Origin of the sequence: Pseudomonas lini, from assembly GCF_964063345.1 — a bacterium.
Classification (GTDB): Bacteria; Pseudomonadota; Gammaproteobacteria; order Pseudomonadales; family Pseudomonadaceae; genus Aquipseudomonas; species Aquipseudomonas lini_B.
Map to the genome: position 1 here is coordinate 2,754,750 of NZ_OZ061318.1, position 20,191 is coordinate 2,774,940.

Here is a 20,191-nt window from a genome sequence, read left to right on the forward strand (position 1 = left end):
GCCTTGAGCAGATCAAGCGCCTATTGCGATGATGTTAGTCGCCTCATCCTCGAACGACGCGTGCGTGAAAAGGTCTTCGAATCGCTCGCTCGAGAGGTAATGCACCTCATCGTAATCATCAATTAACGCGTCACTATTAAGCATTTTGGCCATGGCACCGCGCGCTTGCGTGATTTCCAAGGGGGAAAAAAACTGGGTCTTCAGGGAACCGAGATAAAAGGTAATGACTTCGGGATCTTGCGTCAGATCAAACTCAAGATTCTGTTTGTAACGCCTGAAGTCAACGGTGCCAGGCAGCAACGAAAGAATATATATATTGAAATAAACCTGAACCTGCGGATTAAACGCCTTACACAGAGTACGAATCTGCAACGAGCGGAGATAAGTCAGGCTCAAGCTTTGTTCATCATCCTCGGGTCGACCAATAATCACATTGAACGAAAGCGAATGAATTCCAGTATTAACGATTTCTTCAATAACATCCTTGATAACACCCAGTGGCTTTAGCTTCCTGAATAATTTCGAACAGTCATCCGTCAAATTTTCCAGCGGTAATGTTGCACGATAGCAACCCACCAATTCACCATTGACAAATTCGGAGTCAAACATGACACGAATCAATTCACGATCCACGACACCTTGATATTCAAACTGTCCCAATTCGATACCATTGGTAAATTCCCAGCTAAACCCCATATCTCTTGCAAGGTTAAACATATCAAACAACTCATCCCGCCCCGTTGAGAACACTTGCTTCCCTGAGGTAGAACGATGAATACGGGACAACAAGTTATCCTCTTGAAACAAGAGCGTTCTGATCCCCTTGCTTTTGAAATAATCGAAATGCCGTCTTATTTTTTCAAGTTGCATAAACCTGAACCGGCCTTTGGTCGTCGGCGTTGCACAAAACGAACAAGCTTGCGCACATCCACGTGAAGTTTCCACACTGATAAATGGACCTTCAATACCGTAGGGCGGTTTACCCTCACCGGTATCGGAGTAACGCTCTAGATCGACAATATCCAGATTGGGAGGAGGCATATCGTTGACATCATAGGCTCCCGTTTTTGTTAAGAACGATTTGACCGTGTGAACAATTTCACCATCCATGGCACGATAGGCAATATTGGGGACCGCGCTATAATCCTTACCCTTATCGACACACTCCAGCAAATCGGCAAAACAAAGCTCTCCTTCGCCTTTAACGACCACATCAGCGCCAACGGAAACATGATAGTCCGGCTCTACAGTGGCGTCGGTTCCGCCCAGCACAATAACGGCATCAGGATTCTGCTCTTTACAGTACTGTATGAAGTCAACGACAATTCGACGAGAATGAGTAAAATTAGAATTAATTCCAATAACGTCTGATTCCTGGATTTCTTTTATAACGGCATTGAACGGTAAGCCTACCCGGTACTTTTCCAGCACCAGGTCACCGAAACAAAGTTCTCCGTACTTTTCTTTGAGTCTGTCTTCAACCCGCAGCGCGCCTTGTGTTTGCATGTCACATATTCGCACATCAACAATGACACCGCGTGCCAGCATGGCTTCTTTCAATCCTGCTGCCAGCGCCGTTAAAGGCGCCTTATGCATACTCGTCCTCACCGTGCCAAGAAAACGATCATCGCCTTTGACACATTGTCCTGGCGCGGGAACCGAAAAAAGGGTAACCGTCAACATAGCTCTATATTCCTTGTGTCATTCCACCAAGAAGCCAGCCCCTTGAAATTAACAAGGGGCAGAACAGGATGAGTTCGAGATCGGTTTTATCAGACTTGAATAACAATTCACTCACGAATAATCAGTGTCTTACGACGCAAGCGCGTCAAAAAGAAACGATGATTAATCAATCCGATGGACACACCGAAGATAACCAACATCATGGACATCATTTGCGTCCAATCGACGTTCTCGTTAAGGATCAAAACAGAAAATAGCAACGTAAAAATAGGGATGAGATTAAAGTACATCCCTCCCTCGGAAGCACTCACCTTGGAAATACCTATATTGAAAAAAGTATAGGCGCCGGCCGTCACTATGGTTCCAAGATAGAGAACCGCCAATAAAACATGCACACTGACTTCGCGGGGAATATCCGACTCATAAATGGCAAAAGGAAGAAAAAACACAGTCCCTATAAAACTTTGCAGTGCCGCCAATAAGAACGGAGAGTAATGCCCAGACAATCTCTTCAACATAACGGTGTATACGGCTGCACACGCCATCGCCAACAACTCCAGCAAGTTACCTTTCACTGGCGCAATAGCTGCCTCGCTCTTCGTACCCGTCAAGCATAGTAAGATGACGCCGAGAGTGGCGATAACCCCACCCAAGCATTGCGAGATACTGGGTTTTTCTCGAAGTGCAAAAAAACCGAAGGCAATAATAAATATTGGGAGAAAGGCAAATACGACACCCGCCTGGGACGCTGTTGTATATTGAAGGGCCATTGTTTCAAAGATGAAATACAGACACGGCTCGAGCGCGCCCATTATCAGCAAATACACATAGTCCTTCTTTTCTATTTTTGCCTGCCCCTTATATTTCCATAACATCAAGAAAAATAGGCTTCCGAGTGCCAATCGAGAAAAAATAAGCAAAAACGGAGGCACCTCTTCAAGTGCTATTTTCAAGGCGATGAAAGCGCTGGCCCACAACGCCATTGCCATCGTCAGACACATCATTGCCTTCATATTTTCGAATATTGACGTCATCCAACTTGCCCCTTGCGTAAATTTTGCGGCAACGCTGAATGCGCTCCGGCAAAAAAATGGGAACAGCAGTGATTTACGATGGGTAGGGCATAGTTGAAAAAGGTATCAGGGAACACCTTGCTTCAGAACTATTGATTTAGGTAGTTGCCTTCACTGCGCAATTCAGTTTAGCTTCCGAGGCTCGTCTGCATGCACTCTGGAATGTTTGGAGTCCACATCGTAGACGTTTGATTTTATTGACATCTATCGATTTTTACCGCATATCCCGCCACGTCAGGTACACCCGCAAATCAAACTCCACCTGGTGATACCCCGGCAACATGTGTTCGCACAGCTTGTAGAACGCCTTGTTGTGATCCGACTCTTTGAAGTGCGCCAACTCATGCACCACGATCACTTTCAGGAACTGTGGCGCCGCGTCCTTGAACAACGAGGCGACGCGAATTTCTTTCTTGGCCTTGAGTTTGCCGCCCTGCACCCGGGAAATCGCGGTGTGCAGGCCGAGCGCGCGGTGGGTCAGGTCCAGACGGTTGTCGAATAACACCTTGTCGATAGCCGGGGCATTACGCAGGTATTCCTGCTTGAGATCCAGGGCGTAGGTGTACAGCGCCTTGTCGCTCTGCACCCCGTGCTTTTCTGGATACCGCTGGCTCAGGTAGTCGCCCAGTCGACCTTCGGCGATCAGCTGGCGCACTTGGTCCTGCAAAGCAGCGGGATAGGCCTGGAGGTATTTCAACGCGGTCATTGGGGCGGCAACACGAGTCACGAAAAGATCGCCAGTGTAACGAATTCAACTCGTCAGCGCGCTCCAGTCGAACGGTTCAACAAAGTGACGAGTGTCCTCGGCCATCAGCGGTCGCGCCACCAGAAAACCCTGCACGTACTGGCAACCATTGGCTTGCAGCCATTCATATTGCGCCACCGTTTCCACCCCTTCGGCAATCACCAACAGACCGAACTGTTTGCACAAATCGATGACACTGCGAGCCAGCGCTGCATCCCGTTCGGACCCCGGCAACCGGGCGATCAAATGCCGGTCGAGTTTGAGCGTGTCCAGTTCCAGGTCGCGCAAGTGCGCCAGCGAACAAGCCCCGGAGCCAAAATCATCGAGCGCCACCCGCACTCCCAAATTGCGCAGCAAACGCAGCTGCTTGCGGGTTTCGTCGGGGTTAAGCATCAAGGCCTCTTCCGTGACCTCGACCTCCAGCTGCCGCGGCTTCAAACCATGGCGCTCCAGTACCTGACGCAGCTCGGTGACCAGGTTGGGCAAACCGAACTGCGTGCTGCTCAAACTGACGCCCAGCACCAAGTCTTCGGCAAACAAGGTTTCCCAGGCTTTTCGCTGTTTGGCTCCTCGATGGTAAATCCAGCTGCCCAGGCGACTGATCAACCGCGCCTCTTCCAGCAACGGCAAAAACAGCCCCGGAGGAACATCGCCGACACTCGGATGCTGCCATCGCAACAACGCCTCGAACCCGCGAATCTGCCCGTCGGCAATGGCCACTTGAGGCTGATACACCAGGTTGAAATCTCGGTTCTCGATGGCCGTGCGCACGCTCTCTTCGAGCATCAGCCGCGAGCGCGCCCGGCCATTCATTTCGTGATCGTAGAAGCGATATTGCTGACGCCCGGCACGTTTGGCTTCGTACATGGCGATGTCGGAAGCGCGCATCAACCCGTCGAGATTAGCCCCACAATCGGGATAAGTGGCAATGCCGATGCTAGCGCCCAAGGCAATGTCCATGCCTTCGATTTGCTGACAGATCGATACCCGCTCGATGAGCTTCTCGGCAATCTTCGCCGCTTGCTCGGGGTGCTCAAGATCCAGCAGCGCGGTGAACTCATCGCCACCCATCCGCGCCAGAATATCGAAGGGCCGCAGGCAGGCCTTCAGCTGCTCGGACACCCAACGCAGCACCCGGTCGCCAGCATCGTGGCCGAGGGAATCATTGACCCGTTTGAAGCCGTCCAGGTCCAGGTACAACAGCACCCAGGTGCTGTCGGTGCGCTCGCCGCGCAGCAGCAGGTTTTCAGCGGTCTGGTAGAAACCCCGGCGATTGAGCAGCCCGGTCAGCGGATCGGTCACCGCCTGGAATTCCAGCTGTTGATGCAGATGGCGAACCACCGACATGTCCAGCACCGTCACCACCATGGCCTGTTGTTCGGCGGGCAACGGCGCACAGGACAGCGCCACCGGCACTTGCTGGCCGGGCGCCGTACGCAGTAACGCATCGTGCAGGCGCAGGGTTTCACCGCGTTTGTAGCCGGTAAACAATTCGGAGTCGGCCCAGATCGGGATGTGCGGTTTTTGCAGGAAGTCCAAAAACTCTTTGCCTTGCAGTTCGTGCACCGTGGCATTGAGCAGGCGAGACATCGCCGGGTTGGCAAAACGAATCAGCCCATCCTCCCCCACCACCAGAATACCTTCGGCGGCGTTATCCAGTACCGAGGCATTGAAGGCTCGGGCGACCTCCAGGTCATGGCTCAACTGCTGCAAGGCACGGCGATTACGCTGATGCTCGAGCAGGGCCTGGACTTTGGGTTTGAGAATTTGCGGGTCGAACGGTTTGAACAGGTAATCCACCGCGCCACTGGCATAGCCCTTGATCACGGCGTCCTGGGATTGTTCGTTGGCGGTAAGGAAAATGATCGGCGTGAGGCGGGTACGCTGGCTGCCACGCATCAAGCGCGCCACTTCGAAACCGTCCATACCTGGCATCTGCACATCCAGCAGCACCAAGTCGACGTCGTGTTCGAGCAACTGGCTGAGCGCTTCAAAGCCGGAAGCCGCGGTGATGACCTGCCAGTCCTGGCGCTGTAACAACGCGCGCATGCTGATCAGGTTTTCGGGGTAATCATCAACAATCAAAAGGATTGAGCTGCCTTCAGCTGGCGTAGGTTGTGCGCATTCCATGCTGCATCTCTTGTGCTGGACCTTAGGCCGGTCTCTTGTGAAAACCGGACACATAGTGCGACTTCACTCTAGCCCCGGATCCACGAAAGCAGAAGCAGCGAGAGTGCCATCACTTCGGTAAAGTTTCGCATAGCCGACTAACGGTCATTCCTACAGCCCCCGTAAACCGGGAGAGATGGCATTTCGACAGGTTGTTGACGTCAACCATCTGCCAAACGGGCATTAACAAACAACCGTTCAACGCTTATAAAGACGGCCCGAAGGCGCGCGCTAGAGCTTCTGGCACGTGCGTACAGAAAAAAGTGGAAGCTTGAATATGATCGATCTCGCAACCTGGAACCTCAGCGTTCCTGTCGGCAGTCCGCCGTACACCGTTGAAACAACCAAACTGGTGGACGGCTTCAAGGATCAATACTTCCACTCCGACACCGGCACCTTGTTTTTCTGGTCCCCGGTAACCGGCTCCCGCACTGAAAACGCCATCTACCCTCGCACCGAACTCCGCGAAACCTACAGCAACGGCACGCTGAAAAACTGGTACTACCCCGACGCGGACAACTCCCTGCGTGCGACCCTTACGGTCAGCAAGGTACCCAGCACGGGCAAGATCGTCATTGGTCAGATCCATGCCTACAAAAGCCAGAAGCCCATGGTGAAGCTCGAGTATCAATATAAGGACTCCAGCGAAACCGGAAACATCGTCGCCAAAGTCCGCATGCACCCCGACGACGACACCGCCCGAGTCATCACCCTCGCCACCGGGGTAAAACTCGATCGGGAATTTTCCTACCTCATCCACCTCAGCCCCGGCGGTGCATTGGGCATCAGTGCAGCGGGCTACCAGTGGGACACCGACATCAGCGCGATGTGGCGGGATAAACCGCTGTACTTCAAGGCCGGCGTCTATGTGCAGGACAACAGCGGGTACACCAGCGAAGGAGGGGAAGTGACGTTCAGCAAGCTGGATATTGATCACGATACGTAAGGCGACTCGATCCCTGTAGCGGAGCTTCGCAAGCTCGACAGGTGCTAAGGGCAAAGAACGATCCGGGCATCCGTAAAACTCGTAGGATTGCTCCGACTGTGGCGAGGGGGCTTGCCCCCGTTGGGATGCGAAGCAGCCCCAAACCCTGCCACCCAATTCCTCAGACACACCGCACCGCCCTGTTTACGACGGCTGCGCCGCCGAACGGGGGCAAGCCCCCTCGCCACAATGACCGCGCACGTTCCTACACCCCGGTTGCAGTCACCAAAGTCGCCGCTTATAGTTCGCCCCGTCGCCGGCAACAGTCGGCGATAGGGTTTCGCAGCCCTACCGAGTTAGAACCACAACCGTCAAAATACGACACGGGCAGCGTTTGCCCGTACTCGTTTTTTATGGCGGCTGTGCGTGGGAGACCTTCGGGTCTGCCGGGTCTTAACTCCTCGGTCTGCGAACCCGCGCACAGCTGCCACCCCATTTGTTTCGCAGCAGACGGTGGCAAATTCTTTTCTTGAGTTAAGGATTTTCCATGATCAATCAACACCCGCCCCGCCGCTTCACCCCTATGTCCCAGTTCGCCACCGACTACCCCGTCCTGCTCATCGACAGCGACGCTCCGCTACGCGAACTCCACAACTGCGTCAGCGAACGCCTCAACGCCGTCCTCAAATACCTGAACCTGATGGCCTGCACCAGCCTGCCTGACTACGCCGAAAACGACATCAACACGGTCACCAACATTGCGCGGATCATGGTCCAGGACATTGCCGATGTGTTTGGGGTGATTGAACAGCGTGGGTTTGATTCTCTCAAGGCTCAGTAATCAATTTTCAAGCATTAAAAACCCGCATTCTCTGCGGGTTTTTTATTACGTGCTTATTCTGACTCTTTCGGAAGCGTGAAAGGCGCAGGTCCTTTAGAATTTTGGATACTTCCTGGCTCTGGTGCAATTGGAATGGTGACAGGCGCAGAGCCTTTCGCTTTTGGTTTTACATCCTTGGTACTCATGACTACGTACTCCATTACAGGGTGGAGTTTTTATCGTGAGAGAATCGATACTGGATGTCTACTGTCAGATATGACAGTCCTTTAGATACATTGGCAATAACCCGTCAAACAAAGACGAGACAAGACGATCATCTGTGCTTATCACCCCAATCAAATGCCCGTCTTGCCCACAGGTTTACGCCTCAGCCCTGACGCAACAGTGTCATTCAGCGCCGCCACCCGCCCCGCATCCCATTCACGCTGCATATCCGCAAACAGCTCTCCATCAACACGACTCCGATTAGCCGCCAACGCTTGAGTCATCGCCTCGGCAATACGCTCAATGATCCAGGCCGGCCTGTCCACCGCGCAGTGTTTTCGACCGAACTCAATCAATTGCTGACGGTCTGGGTAGCTTTTCACTTTGTTCATCTTGATGGCCAAAGTACGGTCTACCAATGAGCGACCGGATTTGGGGTTGTAGTTTTCATAGACGGTCGTGGTCGTGACATCGAAGACCGGCGCCAATCGCACCGTTTCAAGCGCATCAGGATGAGTGTAAATCACCCCGAAATTCTTCAAGTGTGCGTCTCCGTTGCGCACCATCACCGACAGGCAGACCGAAGAGTAAAAACGCTCCAGTTCACGTATCGGATCGCCATGTCGGCAGACCTGGCCAATCACCGCGGCAAGGGTTTCGTAGCTTTGGGAATACTTGTAGTTGTCATGGGGATCCTTGTTGAGCCCCAAAAGAACGGCCATGTCTTCAAAGCCGAGCCGATCGGAAGCGGTCAGATCGAATCGCGCCATCACAAACAGATCACCGTTTTCAGACAACCAGAACGGTGGCGTTTCCAGCCCGGCAAGACGGGCCGCTTCAAGACAGAGAAATTCATTCTGAGCCAGATGTGCGTACTCATCGGCGCCTGACTTAACAATCAGATCGGAGCTGAGCATGGTTTTTCGATTACCGGTGAGCTTATCCAGATCGGGTACCAGCACCTTGGGTTGCACACCTGAAATGCCCGACTCGAAGTAGGTATCAACGAGGAACTCGAAAACACCTTGCGAGGCATCTGCAGACAGGATTTCCTGCAGCCCGACCTGAGCACGAACGGACACGAGTGCCTCTGTTGGGTTCTGGTAAGTGAGGCGCCCGATTTGATTCCCTCCGATGACCGATAACAGGCGCATTTCATCCACCTGCATATGCTTGGCCATCCGGCGTTTGATCTGATCGGCCAGAAACCCTTCAGGCACATTCATATCGAAAATCGGATGCAGCACATTGCTCACCGAGGGCGTCGGGTCATAGGGCATGACCAGGGAGACTTCCTTTGGTGCATCGGCGGATTCATAGGAAAACGAGAACTGCGACCCCTTGGACAGCTCGCCCGAAAAGCCCTGCGGTGTCATGACATTGAGCAACTTGACCTTACTCATCATGCTCTACCAGATCAGCAAGGGATTTGAGGTCAATTCGGTTATCAACGATTTCAAGCGCCATACCCAGTGCCGATAGCACCCTGAACGCAGTGTAAAGCGCGACATTTTCGCCAGACTCAAGGTCAATGATGGTTTTGCGGCTGCATTTTGCTCTGTGCGCCAGTATTGCCTGGCTATAACCTTTGGCCCGTCGTAACTGGCGGACTCTCTCACCGAACACAGAAGGATTGTGCAAGAGCATGAATGTCACCTATATCGGACTTTACTAGCGGATGTTCTTATTATGTCCACTATAGGTTACATTTCAAGCGCCTTATGTCAGACAGCGCCCCCATTTCCCTGCCATAAAAAAACCGCCTCTCGGCGGTTTTTTTATCAACGCAGCTTAACGCTCAGGCTCAATTCACCTTAGCGTTCAACTCACCCTTCAAATACCGCTGATACATCCCTTCCAGCGAGATCGGCTTGATCTTCGAAGCATTACCCGCCGTACCGAATTGGTTATAACGGTCAATACACACGTCACGCATGGCAGTGACGGTAGCGCCAAAGAACTTACGCGGATCGAACTCGCTAGGATTAGTAGCCATCAAACGACGCATCGCACCAGTGGACGCCAAACGCAGGTCTGTATCAATGTTGACCTTGCGCACGCCGTGCTTGATGCCTTCGACGATTTCTTCAACCGGTACGCCGTAGGTTTCTTTGATGTCGCCGCCGTACTGGTTGATGATCGCCAGCCACTCTTGCGGAACCGAAGACGAACCGTGCATCACCAAGTGGGTGTTGGGGATGCGTTTGTGAATTTCTTTGATGCGGTCGATCGCCAGTACGTCGCCGGTAGGTGGCTTGGTGAACTTATAGGCGCCGTGGCTGGTGCCGATGGCGATGGCCAGGGCGTCGACCTGAGTGCGTTTGACGAAGTCAGCGGCTTCTTCCGGGTCGGTCAGCATTTGGCTGTGATCCAGAACGCCTTCGGCGCCGATGCCGTCTTCTTCACCGGCCATGCCGGTTTCCAGCGAACCCAGGCAGCCCAGCTCGCCTTCTACCGATACGCCGCAGGCGTGAGCCATGGCTACGGTTTGTTGGGTAACGCGGACGTTGTAGTCGTAGTCGGTCGGGGTCTTGCCGTCTTCGCCGAGGGAGCCGTCCATCATTACCGAGCTGAAGCCCAGTTGGATGGAGCGCTGGCAGACGTCAGGGCTGGTGCCGTGGTCCTGGTGCATGCACACCGGGATGTGCGGGAATTCTTCGATTGCCGCCAGGATCAGGTGACGCAGGAACGGTGCACCGGCGTATTTGCGAGCACCGGCCGAAGCCTGGACGATCACCGGGGAGTCAGTCTTGTCAGCGGCTTCCATGATGGCGCGCATCTGTTCAAGGTTGTTGACGTTGAAGGCTGGAACGCCGTAGCCGAACTCGGCTGCGTGGTCCAGCATCTGGCGCATGCTGATAAGTGCCATTGTGTGTGTCTCTCCCGGTTGAGGGTCGTTAATCGTGCCAGCCTGCCGTAGCGGCGGCGGCTATTCAAGTTATTGCAGATCGGGGGTTGGCCCGAGCTGCGAATTCGGTACAACATAAATCCTGTCTGTGACGAAGAACCCTGTGGCGAGCGAGCTTGCTCGCGCTCGGCTGCGAAGCAGTCGTAAACCGTTGACGCGGTATTCTGAAATACCATGTCGACTGGCTTTGGGACCGCTTCGCGCTCCAGCGGGAGCAAGCTCCCTCGCCACAAAAGCCTGCGATCGGCGTTGCTACTGCGCTTTACAACCGCGGCCGATCAAATCATTGGTGGCGACCCAGTACACCAGGCCTTCCTCACCTTTTACGTGAAACGCCAGCATGTCGTTGCTGTACAGCGAACCTTCGGCGCCCGGCTCAAGCTTCAAGCGGTAGACCTGATCGGCACCGCCCAGGCGAACGTCGACTTCCTTGCGGCTGACGTCAGTGTAGCGCCAGAGCACTTTGGCCTGGCTGTCGCAGGCCCAGGTGGTCCAACTGTCCGCAGGCTCGGCAGTGTTGAACAGGTTCAGATTGGCGCAACCTGCCAGCAATGCCAGTGCCGCAACGGCGATAAAGCGTTTCATCCGTGTTCCTCGGCTGACGGCGCACGCCGCCCGCCTTGAGTAAAGAGTCAGACCCTTCAAGGACAACCATGTTCCTTGGCAGGGGCCTGTGTCTCGTATTTGTCCAGGCCATCGGGCCCGGATCGCTTGTTGATCACCGGGTTGGTTTCCGCTTGCCAGTCGGCCTGGTAGCAGCCTTTTTCCTGTGTTTGCGGCGCGGGTTCCGGCGTGGCTTTCGGGTTACTCCCGCAAGCCGCCAGCATACCCGCGGCGATCAACAACATTAGGGTCCTGACCATGTGAACACTCCTTTGCCTGGTCAAATGCGCGGCCTCAGGCCTTGGCCCGGCTTTCCAGGACTTCAACGGCCGGCAGGACTTTGCCTTCGACGAATTCGAGGAACGCGCCGCCGCCGGTAGAAATGTAGGAGATTTGCTCGGCAACGCCATATTTATCGATGGCCGCCAGGGTGTCGCCGCCGCCAGCGATGGAGAACGCCGAGCTTTCGGCGATGGCCTGGGCCAGCACCTTGGTGCCGTTACCGAACTGGTCGAATTCGAACACGCCCACCGGGCCGTTCCACAGAATGGTCTTGGACGACTTCAGCAGCTCGGCGAAATTCGCCGCGGTCTGTGGGCCGATGTCCAGGATCATGTCGTCTGCCGCCACGTCGGCAATCAGCTTGACGGTCGCGGTCGCGCTTTCAGCGAATTCCTTGGCAACCACCACGTCCACTGGCAATGGCACGCTGACTTTGGCGGCGATTTCACGAGCGGTGTCCAGCAGGTCCGGCTCGTACAGCGATTTGCCGACCGGGTGACCGGCAGCGGCCAGGAAGGTGTTGGCGATGCCGCCACCGACGATCAGCTGATTGCAGATCTGGCTCAGACTGTTCAGCACGTCCAGTTTGGTCGACACTTTGGAGCCGGCAACGATAGCGGCCATCGGCTGCGCCGGGGCGCCCAGGGCTTTGCCCAGTGCGTCCAGTTCGGCGGCCAGCAATGGACCAGCGGCAGCGACTTTGGCGAACTTGGCCACGCCATGGGTCGAACCCTCGGCGCGGTGAGCGGTGCCGAAGGCGTCCATCACAAACACGTCGCACAGGGCAGCGTATTGCTTGGCCAGTTCGTCAGCGTTCTTTTTCTCGCCTTTGTTGAAGCGCACGTTTTCGAACAGCACGATGTCGCCGGCTTTCACGTCGACGCCGCCCAGGTAATCGGACACCAGCGGCACTTCGCGGCCCAGCGCCTTGCTCAAGTAGTCAGCGACTGGCTTGAGGCTGTTCTCGGCCGAGAACTCGCCTTCGGTCGGACGGCCAAGGTGCGAGCAGACCATCACGGCCGCGCCTTTTTCCAGGGCCAGCTTGATGGTCGGCAGCGAAGCCAGGATTCGCGCATCGCTGGTGACAACTCCGTCCTTGACTGGGACGTTGAGGTCTTCGCGGATCAGTACGCGCTTACCTTGCAGATCGAGGTCGGTCATCTTCAACACGGTCATGGGTCGCATTTCCTGGATAGCTGTTTTAGAGAGCAGGTTTTGGTTGGGGTGCAGCTGTTTGCAAATAGTGTTCTGCAACGTCCAGCATTCGATTGGCAAAACCCCATTCGTTGTCGAACCAGGCCAGGATGTTCACCAGCCGTGGGCCGGAAACGCGGGTCTGACTGGCATCGACGATGGCCGAATGTGGGTCATGATTGAAATCACAACTGGCGTGAGGCAACTCGGTGTAGGCCAGAAGGCCCTTGAGCGGGCCATGGGTGGCGGCCTCGCGCAGAATCCGGTTGACCTCGGTGGCGTCGGTATCACTTACGGTCTGCATCGTAATGTCGAGGCAGGACACGTTAACCGTCGGCACCCGCACGGCTTTGGCCTGAATTCGCCCGGCAAGTTCCGGCAACAGGCGTTCGATGCCTCGCGCCAGACCAGTGGACACCGGAATCACCGACTGGAACGCTGACCGGGTGCGGCGCAGGTCTTCGTGGTGATAGGCGTCAATCACCGGCTGATCGTTCATGGCCGAGTGGATGGTGGTGATCGACACGTATTCCAGACCAATGGCCTGATTCAGCAGGCGCAACAGCGGCACGCCGCAGTTGGTGGTGCAGGAGGCGTTGGACACCAGCAGCTCGTCGCCGGTCAGGCAATCCTGGTTCACGCCGTAGACGATGGTGGCGTCAACATCCGCCTCGCTGGCCATCGGCTGGGAAAACAGCACCCGGGGCGCACCGGCGTCGAGAAAACGCTGGCCATCCTGACGGGTGTGGTAAGCACCGGAGCATTCCAGCACCAGATCGACGCCCAGTGACGCCCAATCGATGCCTTCGGGGGTGGCACTGCGCAGGACCTTCACGCAGTCGCCATTAATATGCAGACAATCGCCATCGACCTTCACTTCGCCGGGAAACCGTCCGTGTGTAGAGTCGAAGCGTGTCAGGTATTCGATGCTGGCCATGTCGGCCAGATCGTTGATCGCGACAATTTCAAACCCGGCCGTCGAGCCTCGCTCAAACAACGCACGCAAGACGCAACGACCAATCCGGCCGTAGCCGTTGAGTGCAACTTTGTAAGGACGCGGTTGAGGCATGGGGTTCTCGATTACCGTGGTGAATCCGTTATTGCAGTGTGGCCTGACCGACCGCTATCGCGGGCAAGCCCGCACCCACAGGACCGATGGAGATCCTTGTGGGAGCGGGCTTGCCCGCGATGGCGTCAGATCAGACGACACACTTTCTGGATCAGTCTTCCAGCAGCTCTTCAGCCTGACCCAAGATGTTTTCCAGGGTGAAGCCGAACTCTTCGAACAAGGCAGGCGCAGGCGCCGACTCGCCGTAGGTGGTCATGCCGATTACGCGGCCTTCCAGGCCCACGTACTTGTACCAGTAGTCCGCGTGGGCGGCCTCGATGGCGATACGGGCGCTGACCTGCAACGGCAGAACCGCTTGCTTGTAGCCGGCGTCCTGGGCTTCGAAGACGCTGGTGCACGGCATCGAAACAACACGCACCTTGCGGCCTTGCTCGGTCAGTTTGTCGAAGGCTTGAACGGCCAGGCCGACTTCCGAACCGGTGGCGATCAGGATCAGCTCAGGCTCGCCTGCGCAGTCTTTCAGCACGTAACCGCCACGCGCGATCTCTTCGATCTGGATCGCATTGCGGGTCTGGTGCTGCAGGTTCTGACGGGAGAAGATCAGTGCCGACGGACCGTCGTCACGCTCCAGAGCAGATTTCCAGGCCACCGCCGATTCAACGGCATCGGCTGGACGCCAAGTGTCGAGGTTCGGCGTGCAGCGCAGGCTGGCCAGCTGCTCGATCGGCTGGTGAGTCGGGCCGTCTTCGCCCAGACCGATGGAGTCGTGGGTGAACACATAGATGATGCGTTTCTTCATCAGCGCCGACATGCGCACTGCGTTGCGGGCGTATTCCATGAACATCAGGAAGGTCGCGCCGTAAGGCACCAGGCCGCCGTGCAGGGCGACGCCGTTCATGATCGCGCTCATGCCGAACTCGCGAACGCCGTAGTACATGTAGTTGCCGCTAGCGTCTTCGGCGGTGACGCCTTTGCAACCTTTCCACAGGGTCAGGTTGGAGCCTGCCAGGTCAGCCGAACCGCCGAGCAGTTCCGGCAGCAGCGGGCCGAACGCATTCAGGGCGTTCTGGCTGGCTTTACGGCTGGCGATGGTTTCGCCCTTGGCCGCGACTTCAGCGATATACGCCGAGGCTTTTTCAGCGAAGTCAGTTGGCAGATCACCGCTCAGACGACGAACCAGTTCGTTGGCCAGCTCCGGGAAAGCAGCGGAGTAAGCAGCGAAACGCTGATCCCACTCGGCTTCGGCAGCGCGACCGGATTCCTTGGCATCCCATTCGGCATAGATGTTGGCCGGAATTTCGAACGGGCCGTGGTTCCACTTCAGTGCTTCACGGGTCAGAGCGATTTCCGCGTCACCCAATGGGGCGCCGTGGCAGTCTTCCTTGCCTTGCTTGTTCGGCGAACCGAAACCGATAGTGGTTTTGCAGCAGATCAGCGTCGGTTGCTCGCTTTTGCGCGCTGTTTCGATGGCGATCTTGATTTCTTCCGGGTCGTGACCGTCAACGTTGCGGATCACTTGCCAGTTGTAGGACTCGAAACGCTTCGGCGTGTCGTCGGTGAACCAGCCTTCGACTTCGCCGTCGATGGAGATGCCGTTGTCATCGTAGAAGGCGATCAGTTTGCCCAGGCCCAAGGTACCGGCCAGGGAGCTGACTTCGTGGGAAATGCCTTCCATCATGCAGCCATCACCCAGGAACACGTAGGTGTGGTGATCGACGACGTTATGGCCAGGACGGTTGAACTGCGCCGCCAGGACTTTTTCTGCCAGGGCGAAACCCACGGCGTTGGCCAGGCCTTGGCCCAGTGGACCGGTGGTGGTTTCAACGCCCGGGGTGTAGCCGAATTCCGGGTGACCCGGAGTGCGGCTGTGCAACTGGCGGAAGCTTTTCAGGTCATCGATCGACAGGTCGTAGCCGGTCAGGTGCAGCAGCGAGTAGATCAGCATCGAACCGTGACCGTTGGACAGCACGAAGCGGTCACGGTCGGCGAACGATGGATTGCTCGGGTTGTGCTTCAGGTAGTCACGCCAAAGTACTTCGGCGATATCCGCCATACCCATAGGGGCACCGGGATGGCCGCTGTTGGCTTTTTGCACGGCATCCATGCTGAGGGCACGAATGGCGTTGGCACGCTCACGACGGCTGGGCATCGCTGTTCTCCTGCGGATATTGAATCGAGAGTGAATAAAACGAAACGGAAAAAAGGCGAGCATTTTCCCTCACCGACCGCCCTCGGGGCAATGACAGATAGTCATCCGAAGACGTTTTTCCAATCGATAACGACGTATTCGACGGGTGAAACCTTTCCGCCGTTCACTTGCTGACTGAACCTAACGCTGAGAAGTGCCATCCATCGAGCAATATCAAAACTTTTTGATATTGCTCTTGCGATGATTTCTGAGCGTCACTAGACTGCTGGCCTTATGAATTTACGCGTGCCTTCCATTCGACATGACGATTGCGATGAGCTGGCGGCCCTGTGCAAGGCCGGCGGCGATCCTCTGCGGCTGAATGTATTGCGTGCGCTGGCCAACGACTCGTTCGGCGTACTGGAACTGGCGCAGATCTTCGGCATCGGTCAGTCGGGCATGAGTCATCACCTCAAGGTTTTGGCCCAGGCCGATCTGGTGGCGACCCGTCGTGAAGGCAATGCGATTTTCTACCGTCGCGCCCTGCCCCACACCGATCTGCTGGGCGGCAAGCTGCATACCGCGCTGCTGGAAGAAGTGGATAACCTGACCCTGCCGACTGACGTTCAGTCGCGGATCGGTCAGGTCCACGGGCAACGAGCGGCCGCCAGCCAGGACTTTTTCTCACGGGTGGCGGAGAAGTTTCGCGCCCAGCAAGACTTGATCGCCGGCCTGCCGCAATACCGCGAAAGCGTGGTGGCACTGCTCGACAAGCTGAGTTTCGGCCCTGGCGCCACAGCCATCGAAGTGGGCCCTGGCGATGGCGGTTTTCTGCCGGAGCTGGCGCGTCGTTTCGCTCAAGTCACGGCGCTGGACAACAGCCCGGCGATGCTCGATCTGGCTCGTCAGGTCTGTGAACGTGAAACGCTGGCTAACGTCAGCCTGCAATTGGCCGATGCATTGAACGGTGTAAGCCTCAAGGCTGATTGCGTTGTACTGAACATGGTACTGCACCATTTCGCCGCGCCGGCCGAAGCACTCAAGCACATGGCCGACTTGCTGCAACCGGGCGGTAGCCTGCTCGTGACAGAGTTATGTAGCCACAACCAGAGTTGGGCCAGGGAGGCCTGCGGTGATCTCTGGTTGGGGTTTGAACAGGACGATCTGGCCCGTTGGGCCACCGCTGCGGGACTCGTTCCCGGGGAAAGCCTCTATGTAGGCTTACGTAATGGTTTCCAGATTCAGGTCCGCCATTTTCAGCGACCGGCTGGCGACACTCACCATCGGTAAATTCAGGAAAAAATCGAGATGAGCGAATACTCCCTCTTCACCTCCGAGTCCGTGTCCGAAGGGCATCCGGACAAAATCGCCGACCAGATTTCCGATGCGGTGCTGGACGCCATCATTGCTGAAGACAAGTTCGCCCGCGTGGCGTGCGAGACTCTGGTGAAAACCGGCGTGGCAATCATCGCAGGTGAAGTCACCACGTCGGCCTGGGTCGATCTGGAAGACATCGTCCGTAACGTGATTCTCGACATCGGCTACAACAGCTCCAATGTCGGCTTCGACGGTGCAACTTGCGGCGTGATGAACATCATCGGCAAGCAGTCCCCTGACATCAATCAGGGCGTCGACCGTGCCAAGCCTGAAGACCAGGGCGCCGGCGACCAGGGCCTGATGTTCGGCTACGCCAGCAACGAAACCGACGTGCTGATGCCAGCACCGATCACCTTCTCGCACCAGTTGGTTCAACGTCAGGCTGAAGCCCGTAAATCCGGCCTGCTGCCTTGGCTGCGCCCGGACGCCAAGTCGCAAGTGACTTGCCGCTACGAAGGCGGCAAGGTTGTCGGTATCGACGCCGTTGTACTGTCGACCCAGCACAACCCCGAAGTGTCCTACAAAGACCTGCGCGAAGGCGTGATGGAACTGATCGTCAAGCACGTACTGCCTGCCGAACTGCTGACCAAGGACACCCAGTTCCATATCAACCCGACTGGCCAATTCATCATCGGTGGCCCGGTTGGCGACTGCGGCCTGACCGGTCGCAAGATCATCGTCGACAGCTACGGCGGCATGGCCCGTCACGGCGGTGGCGCGTTCTCCGGCAAGGATCCATCGAAGGTTGACCGTTCGGCGGCCTACGCCGGTCGTTACGTGGCCAAGAACATCGTCGCGGCCGGCCTGGCCGAGCGTTGTGAGATTCAGGTTTCCTACGCGATCGGTGTTGCTCAGCCTACGTCGATTTCGTTGAACACCTTCGGCACCGGCAAAATCAGCGACGACAAGATCGTCAAACTGGTTCGCGAAGTGTTCGACCTGCGTCCATACGCAATCACCACCATGCTCGACCTGCTGCACCCGATGTACCAGGAAACCGCTGCGTACGGCCACTTCGGTCGCACTCCGGCAACCAAGACTGTGGGCGAAGATACTTTCACCACCTTCACCTGGGAAAAAACCGACCGCGCCGACGACCTGCGTGTCGCGGCCGGCCTGTAAGACTTCCCCGGCGGTACCCAAAGCCCCGCACGGTTCGCCGTGCGGGGCTTTTTATTGCCTTGCTGCTTGAGACCGCGTCGCCGCCTCTGTCTCATGCCAGAAACACTCAGCAAAAAAACCACCCTTCGCGCCTACCAGTACTGATCTAGCCTTCAAGCATCCCACTGAGCAAGGACGCTCTCGATGCTGCCCAACCTGCGCCTGTTTTTCTGTTTCCTGCTGACCTTCACCTGCCTGACCACCAATGCAGCCGAATGCCCCGACTGGCCGCCCGCCCGCGCACTAGACGAAATCACTACCCTGCAACTGCAAATCGATCGCTGGGACGACAGCTACCACCGTGAAGGCCAGTCGCTGATCGCCGATGAACTCTACGATCAGTCCCGCGCGCGACTGAGCGAATGGCGCGAGTGTTTTGATTCAGGCTCCTCCGACGAACCATTGCGTACGGCTGGCGGCACGGTTGCTCACCCCATCGCCCACACCGGCCTGGAAAAACTAAGCGACGGGCACGCCGTCGAAACCTGGCTAAAAGATCGGGGAGAGGTCTGGATTCAGCCCAAGGTCGATGGCGTGGCGGTGACATTGGTCTATCGCAACGGCTGGTTGCACCGGGTAATCAGTCGAGGGGACGGGTTAAACGGCCAGGACTGGACTGCCTCGGCGCGCCAGATCGCCGCCATCCCTAAAAAACTTTCGCAGTCTCTGGACTTGCTACTGCAAGGCGAACTCTATTGGCGCCAGACCGAACACGTACAAGCCCAGGCTGGCAGCCTCAATGCCCGCGCCACGGTGGCGGGGTTGATGGCGCGCAAGGCGCTGAGTACCGAGCATGCCGCCGGCATCGGGTTGTTTGTCTGGGACTGGCCGCAGGGCCCGAAAAGCCTGCCGGCCCGGGTGGCCGCCCTGGATGAATTGGGGTTCCCCAGCACGGCGCCCTACAGTCAGCCGATCGAGGCATTTGCCGATGCCGAACGCTGGCGCGATCACTGGTATCGCACGCCCCTGCCTTTTGCCAGCGATGGGGTCGTGTTGCGCCAGAACCAACGCCCGCCGGCCGAGCGCTGGCAGGCGAAAACACCTTACTGGAGCGTCGCCTGGAAATACCCTTTTGCTCAGGCGCTGGCCGAGGTGCGCAAGGTCCGCTTCAAGATCGGGCGGACCGGACGGATCACACCGGTGCTGGACCTGGTACCGGTGATGCTCGATGACCGACAGATCAAACGCGTGAGTGCCAGCTCCCTGCAACGCTGGGAAGCGCTGGACATTCGTCCGGGCGACCAGGTCGCCATCAGCCTGGCGGGGCTGACCATCCCCAGGCTCGATGGTGTCGTATTGCGCAGTACTGAACGCCAGGAATTGAATGTACCGCTGCCAGCAGACTTTCACTCTTTAAGCTGCTGGGAGCCAACATCCGGATGCGAAAGCCAATTCCTCGCACGCCTGGCCTGGCTCAGTGGCAAACAGGGGCTGGCCTTGCCTCATGTCGGACCAGGCACCTGGGAGAAACTACTCAAGGCTGAACGCATCGGCAGTCTGCTCGATTGGATGACCCTCGACGGGCAAGAGCTTGCTAACATTGACGGCTTCGGTGAGCGCAGCAGTGCTCGTCTTTTGGACAGTTTCAACAGCGCCCGGCAACGCCCATTCACTCGCTGGCTCAAAGCCCTGGGTTTGCCGCCGACTGGCCAGGCACGCCTCGCCGATACATGGCAGGCGCTGGCGCAACGAACCACCGAACAATGGCAGGCCGAGGCCGGCATCGGTCCGGGACGCGCAGTGCAATTGAGCGCATTTTTCCGCGACCCACAGGTCCTGGCCTTGAGTGAGACATTACGTGTTGCCGGGATTGACGGTTTCTAGACGCC

The 20,191-nt window shown here is 56.7% G+C and carries 18 protein-coding genes; 5 read left to right on the top strand and 13 right to left on the bottom strand.

The window, feature by feature from the left end:
- Nucleotides 1-12: 12 nt before the first annotated feature.
- The 4 genes from AB3226_RS12460 to AB3226_RS12475 form a co-directional block, all read right to left on the bottom strand.
- A complete protein-coding gene (locus AB3226_RS12460) occupies nucleotides 13-1,683 on the bottom strand; it encodes a B12-binding domain-containing radical SAM protein (protein WP_367373263.1) in 1,671 nt (556 codons plus the stop codon).
- Nucleotides 1,684-1,790: 107 nt separating this feature from the next.
- Nucleotides 1,791-2,717, bottom strand: a complete 927-nt coding sequence (locus AB3226_RS12465; protein WP_367373264.1) for a DMT family transporter — start codon at nucleotides 2,715-2,717, stop codon at nucleotides 1,791-1,793.
- Nucleotides 2,718-2,970: 253 nt separating this feature from the next.
- Entirely contained in the window at nucleotides 2,971-3,462 is a 492-nt protein-coding gene (locus AB3226_RS12470; protein ID WP_367375788.1) for a M48 family metallopeptidase, read from the bottom strand.
- A 45-nt stretch (nucleotides 3,463-3,507) separates the two neighbouring features.
- The gene (locus AB3226_RS12475) at nucleotides 3,508-5,631 is read right to left on the bottom strand and encodes a putative bifunctional diguanylate cyclase/phosphodiesterase (RefSeq protein ID WP_367373265.1); all 2,124 of its coding nucleotides are present in this window, start codon (nucleotides 5,629-5,631) and stop codon (nucleotides 3,508-3,510) included.
- Between the two features lie 316 nt (nucleotides 5,632-5,947).
- On the opposite strand from AB3226_RS12475, the gene AB3226_RS12480 reads away from it, so the two are divergent.
- Together AB3226_RS12480 and AB3226_RS12485 are read left to right on the top strand one after the other, a co-directional pair.
- Nucleotides 5,948-6,616: a polysaccharide lyase family 7 protein gene (locus AB3226_RS12480; RefSeq protein ID WP_367373266.1), complete on the top strand. Its 669-nt coding sequence runs from the start codon at nucleotides 5,948-5,950 to the stop codon at nucleotides 6,614-6,616.
- A 526-nt stretch (nucleotides 6,617-7,142) separates the two neighbouring features.
- Nucleotides 7,143-7,436 carry a fructose-bisphosphate aldolase gene (locus AB3226_RS12485; RefSeq protein WP_367373267.1) on the top strand — a complete coding sequence of 98 codons (294 nt, stop codon included), beginning with the start codon at nucleotides 7,143-7,145 and terminating at the stop codon, nucleotides 7,434-7,436.
- 53 nt (nucleotides 7,437-7,489) lie between these two features.
- Here the strand turns inward: AB3226_RS12485 and AB3226_RS12490 are convergent, their stop codons facing one another.
- The 9 genes from AB3226_RS12490 to tkt all read right to left on the bottom strand — a co-directional run bounded on the left by AB3226_RS12490 (nucleotide 7,490) and on the right by tkt (nucleotide 15,845).
- Nucleotides 7,490-7,621 (bottom strand): hypothetical protein, encoded by a 132-nt coding sequence (locus AB3226_RS12490; protein WP_367373268.1) that lies wholly within the window; start codon nucleotides 7,619-7,621, stop codon nucleotides 7,490-7,492.
- 150 nt (nucleotides 7,622-7,771) lie between these two features.
- A complete protein-coding gene (locus AB3226_RS12495; protein WP_367373269.1) occupies nucleotides 7,772-9,043 on the bottom strand; it encodes a type II toxin-antitoxin system HipA family toxin in 1,272 nt (423 codons plus the stop codon).
- Complete coding sequence (locus AB3226_RS12500) at nucleotides 9,036-9,287, bottom strand: helix-turn-helix transcriptional regulator (protein ID WP_367373270.1); 252 nt, start codon at nucleotides 9,285-9,287, stop codon at nucleotides 9,036-9,038. Before AB3226_RS12500 ends, AB3226_RS12495 begins: the two co-directional genes overlap by 8 nt.
- 157 nt (nucleotides 9,288-9,444) lie before the next feature.
- On the bottom strand, nucleotides 9,445-10,509 hold the full coding sequence (gene fba / locus AB3226_RS12505) for a class II fructose-bisphosphate aldolase (protein ID WP_007945427.1): 1,065 nt from the start codon (nucleotides 10,507-10,509) through the stop codon (nucleotides 9,445-9,447).
- A gap of 291 nt (nucleotides 10,510-10,800) precedes the next feature.
- Nucleotides 10,801-11,133, bottom strand: coding sequence for an MliC family protein (locus AB3226_RS12510; protein ID WP_367373271.1), 333 nt, complete (start codon nucleotides 11,131-11,133; stop codon nucleotides 10,801-10,803).
- 56 nt (nucleotides 11,134-11,189) lie between these two features.
- Entirely contained in the window at nucleotides 11,190-11,411 is a 222-nt protein-coding gene (locus AB3226_RS12515; protein ID WP_367373272.1) for a hypothetical protein, read from the bottom strand.
- Between the two features lie 34 nt (nucleotides 11,412-11,445).
- Complete coding sequence (locus AB3226_RS12520) at nucleotides 11,446-12,609, bottom strand: phosphoglycerate kinase (RefSeq protein ID WP_007894933.1); 1,164 nt, start codon at nucleotides 12,607-12,609, stop codon at nucleotides 11,446-11,448.
- Nucleotides 12,610-12,634: 25 nt separating this feature from the next.
- The gene (gene epd / locus AB3226_RS12525; protein ID WP_367373273.1) at nucleotides 12,635-13,696 is read right to left on the bottom strand and encodes an erythrose-4-phosphate dehydrogenase; all 1,062 of its coding nucleotides are present in this window, start codon (nucleotides 13,694-13,696) and stop codon (nucleotides 12,635-12,637) included.
- A gap of 151 nt (nucleotides 13,697-13,847) precedes the next feature.
- The gene (tkt, locus tag AB3226_RS12530; protein WP_367373274.1) at nucleotides 13,848-15,845 is read right to left on the bottom strand and encodes a transketolase; all 1,998 of its coding nucleotides are present in this window, start codon (nucleotides 15,843-15,845) and stop codon (nucleotides 13,848-13,850) included.
- 273 nt (nucleotides 15,846-16,118) lie between these two features.
- Between tkt and AB3226_RS12535 the strand changes: the two genes are divergently transcribed.
- From AB3226_RS12535 to ligB, 3 genes are all read left to right on the top strand, one after another.
- Nucleotides 16,119-17,114, top strand: coding sequence for a metalloregulator ArsR/SmtB family transcription factor (locus tag AB3226_RS12535; RefSeq protein ID WP_123359187.1), 996 nt, complete (start codon nucleotides 16,119-16,121; stop codon nucleotides 17,112-17,114).
- An 18-nt stretch (nucleotides 17,115-17,132) separates the two neighbouring features.
- The gene (gene metK, locus AB3226_RS12540) at nucleotides 17,133-18,323 is read left to right on the top strand and encodes a methionine adenosyltransferase (RefSeq protein ID WP_367373275.1); all 1,191 of its coding nucleotides are present in this window, start codon (nucleotides 17,133-17,135) and stop codon (nucleotides 18,321-18,323) included.
- A gap of 183 nt (nucleotides 18,324-18,506) precedes the next feature.
- The gene (gene ligB / locus AB3226_RS12545) at nucleotides 18,507-20,186 is read left to right on the top strand and encodes an NAD-dependent DNA ligase LigB (protein ID WP_367373276.1); all 1,680 of its coding nucleotides are present in this window, start codon (nucleotides 18,507-18,509) and stop codon (nucleotides 20,184-20,186) included.
- Nucleotides 20,187-20,191 lie beyond the last annotated feature (5 nt).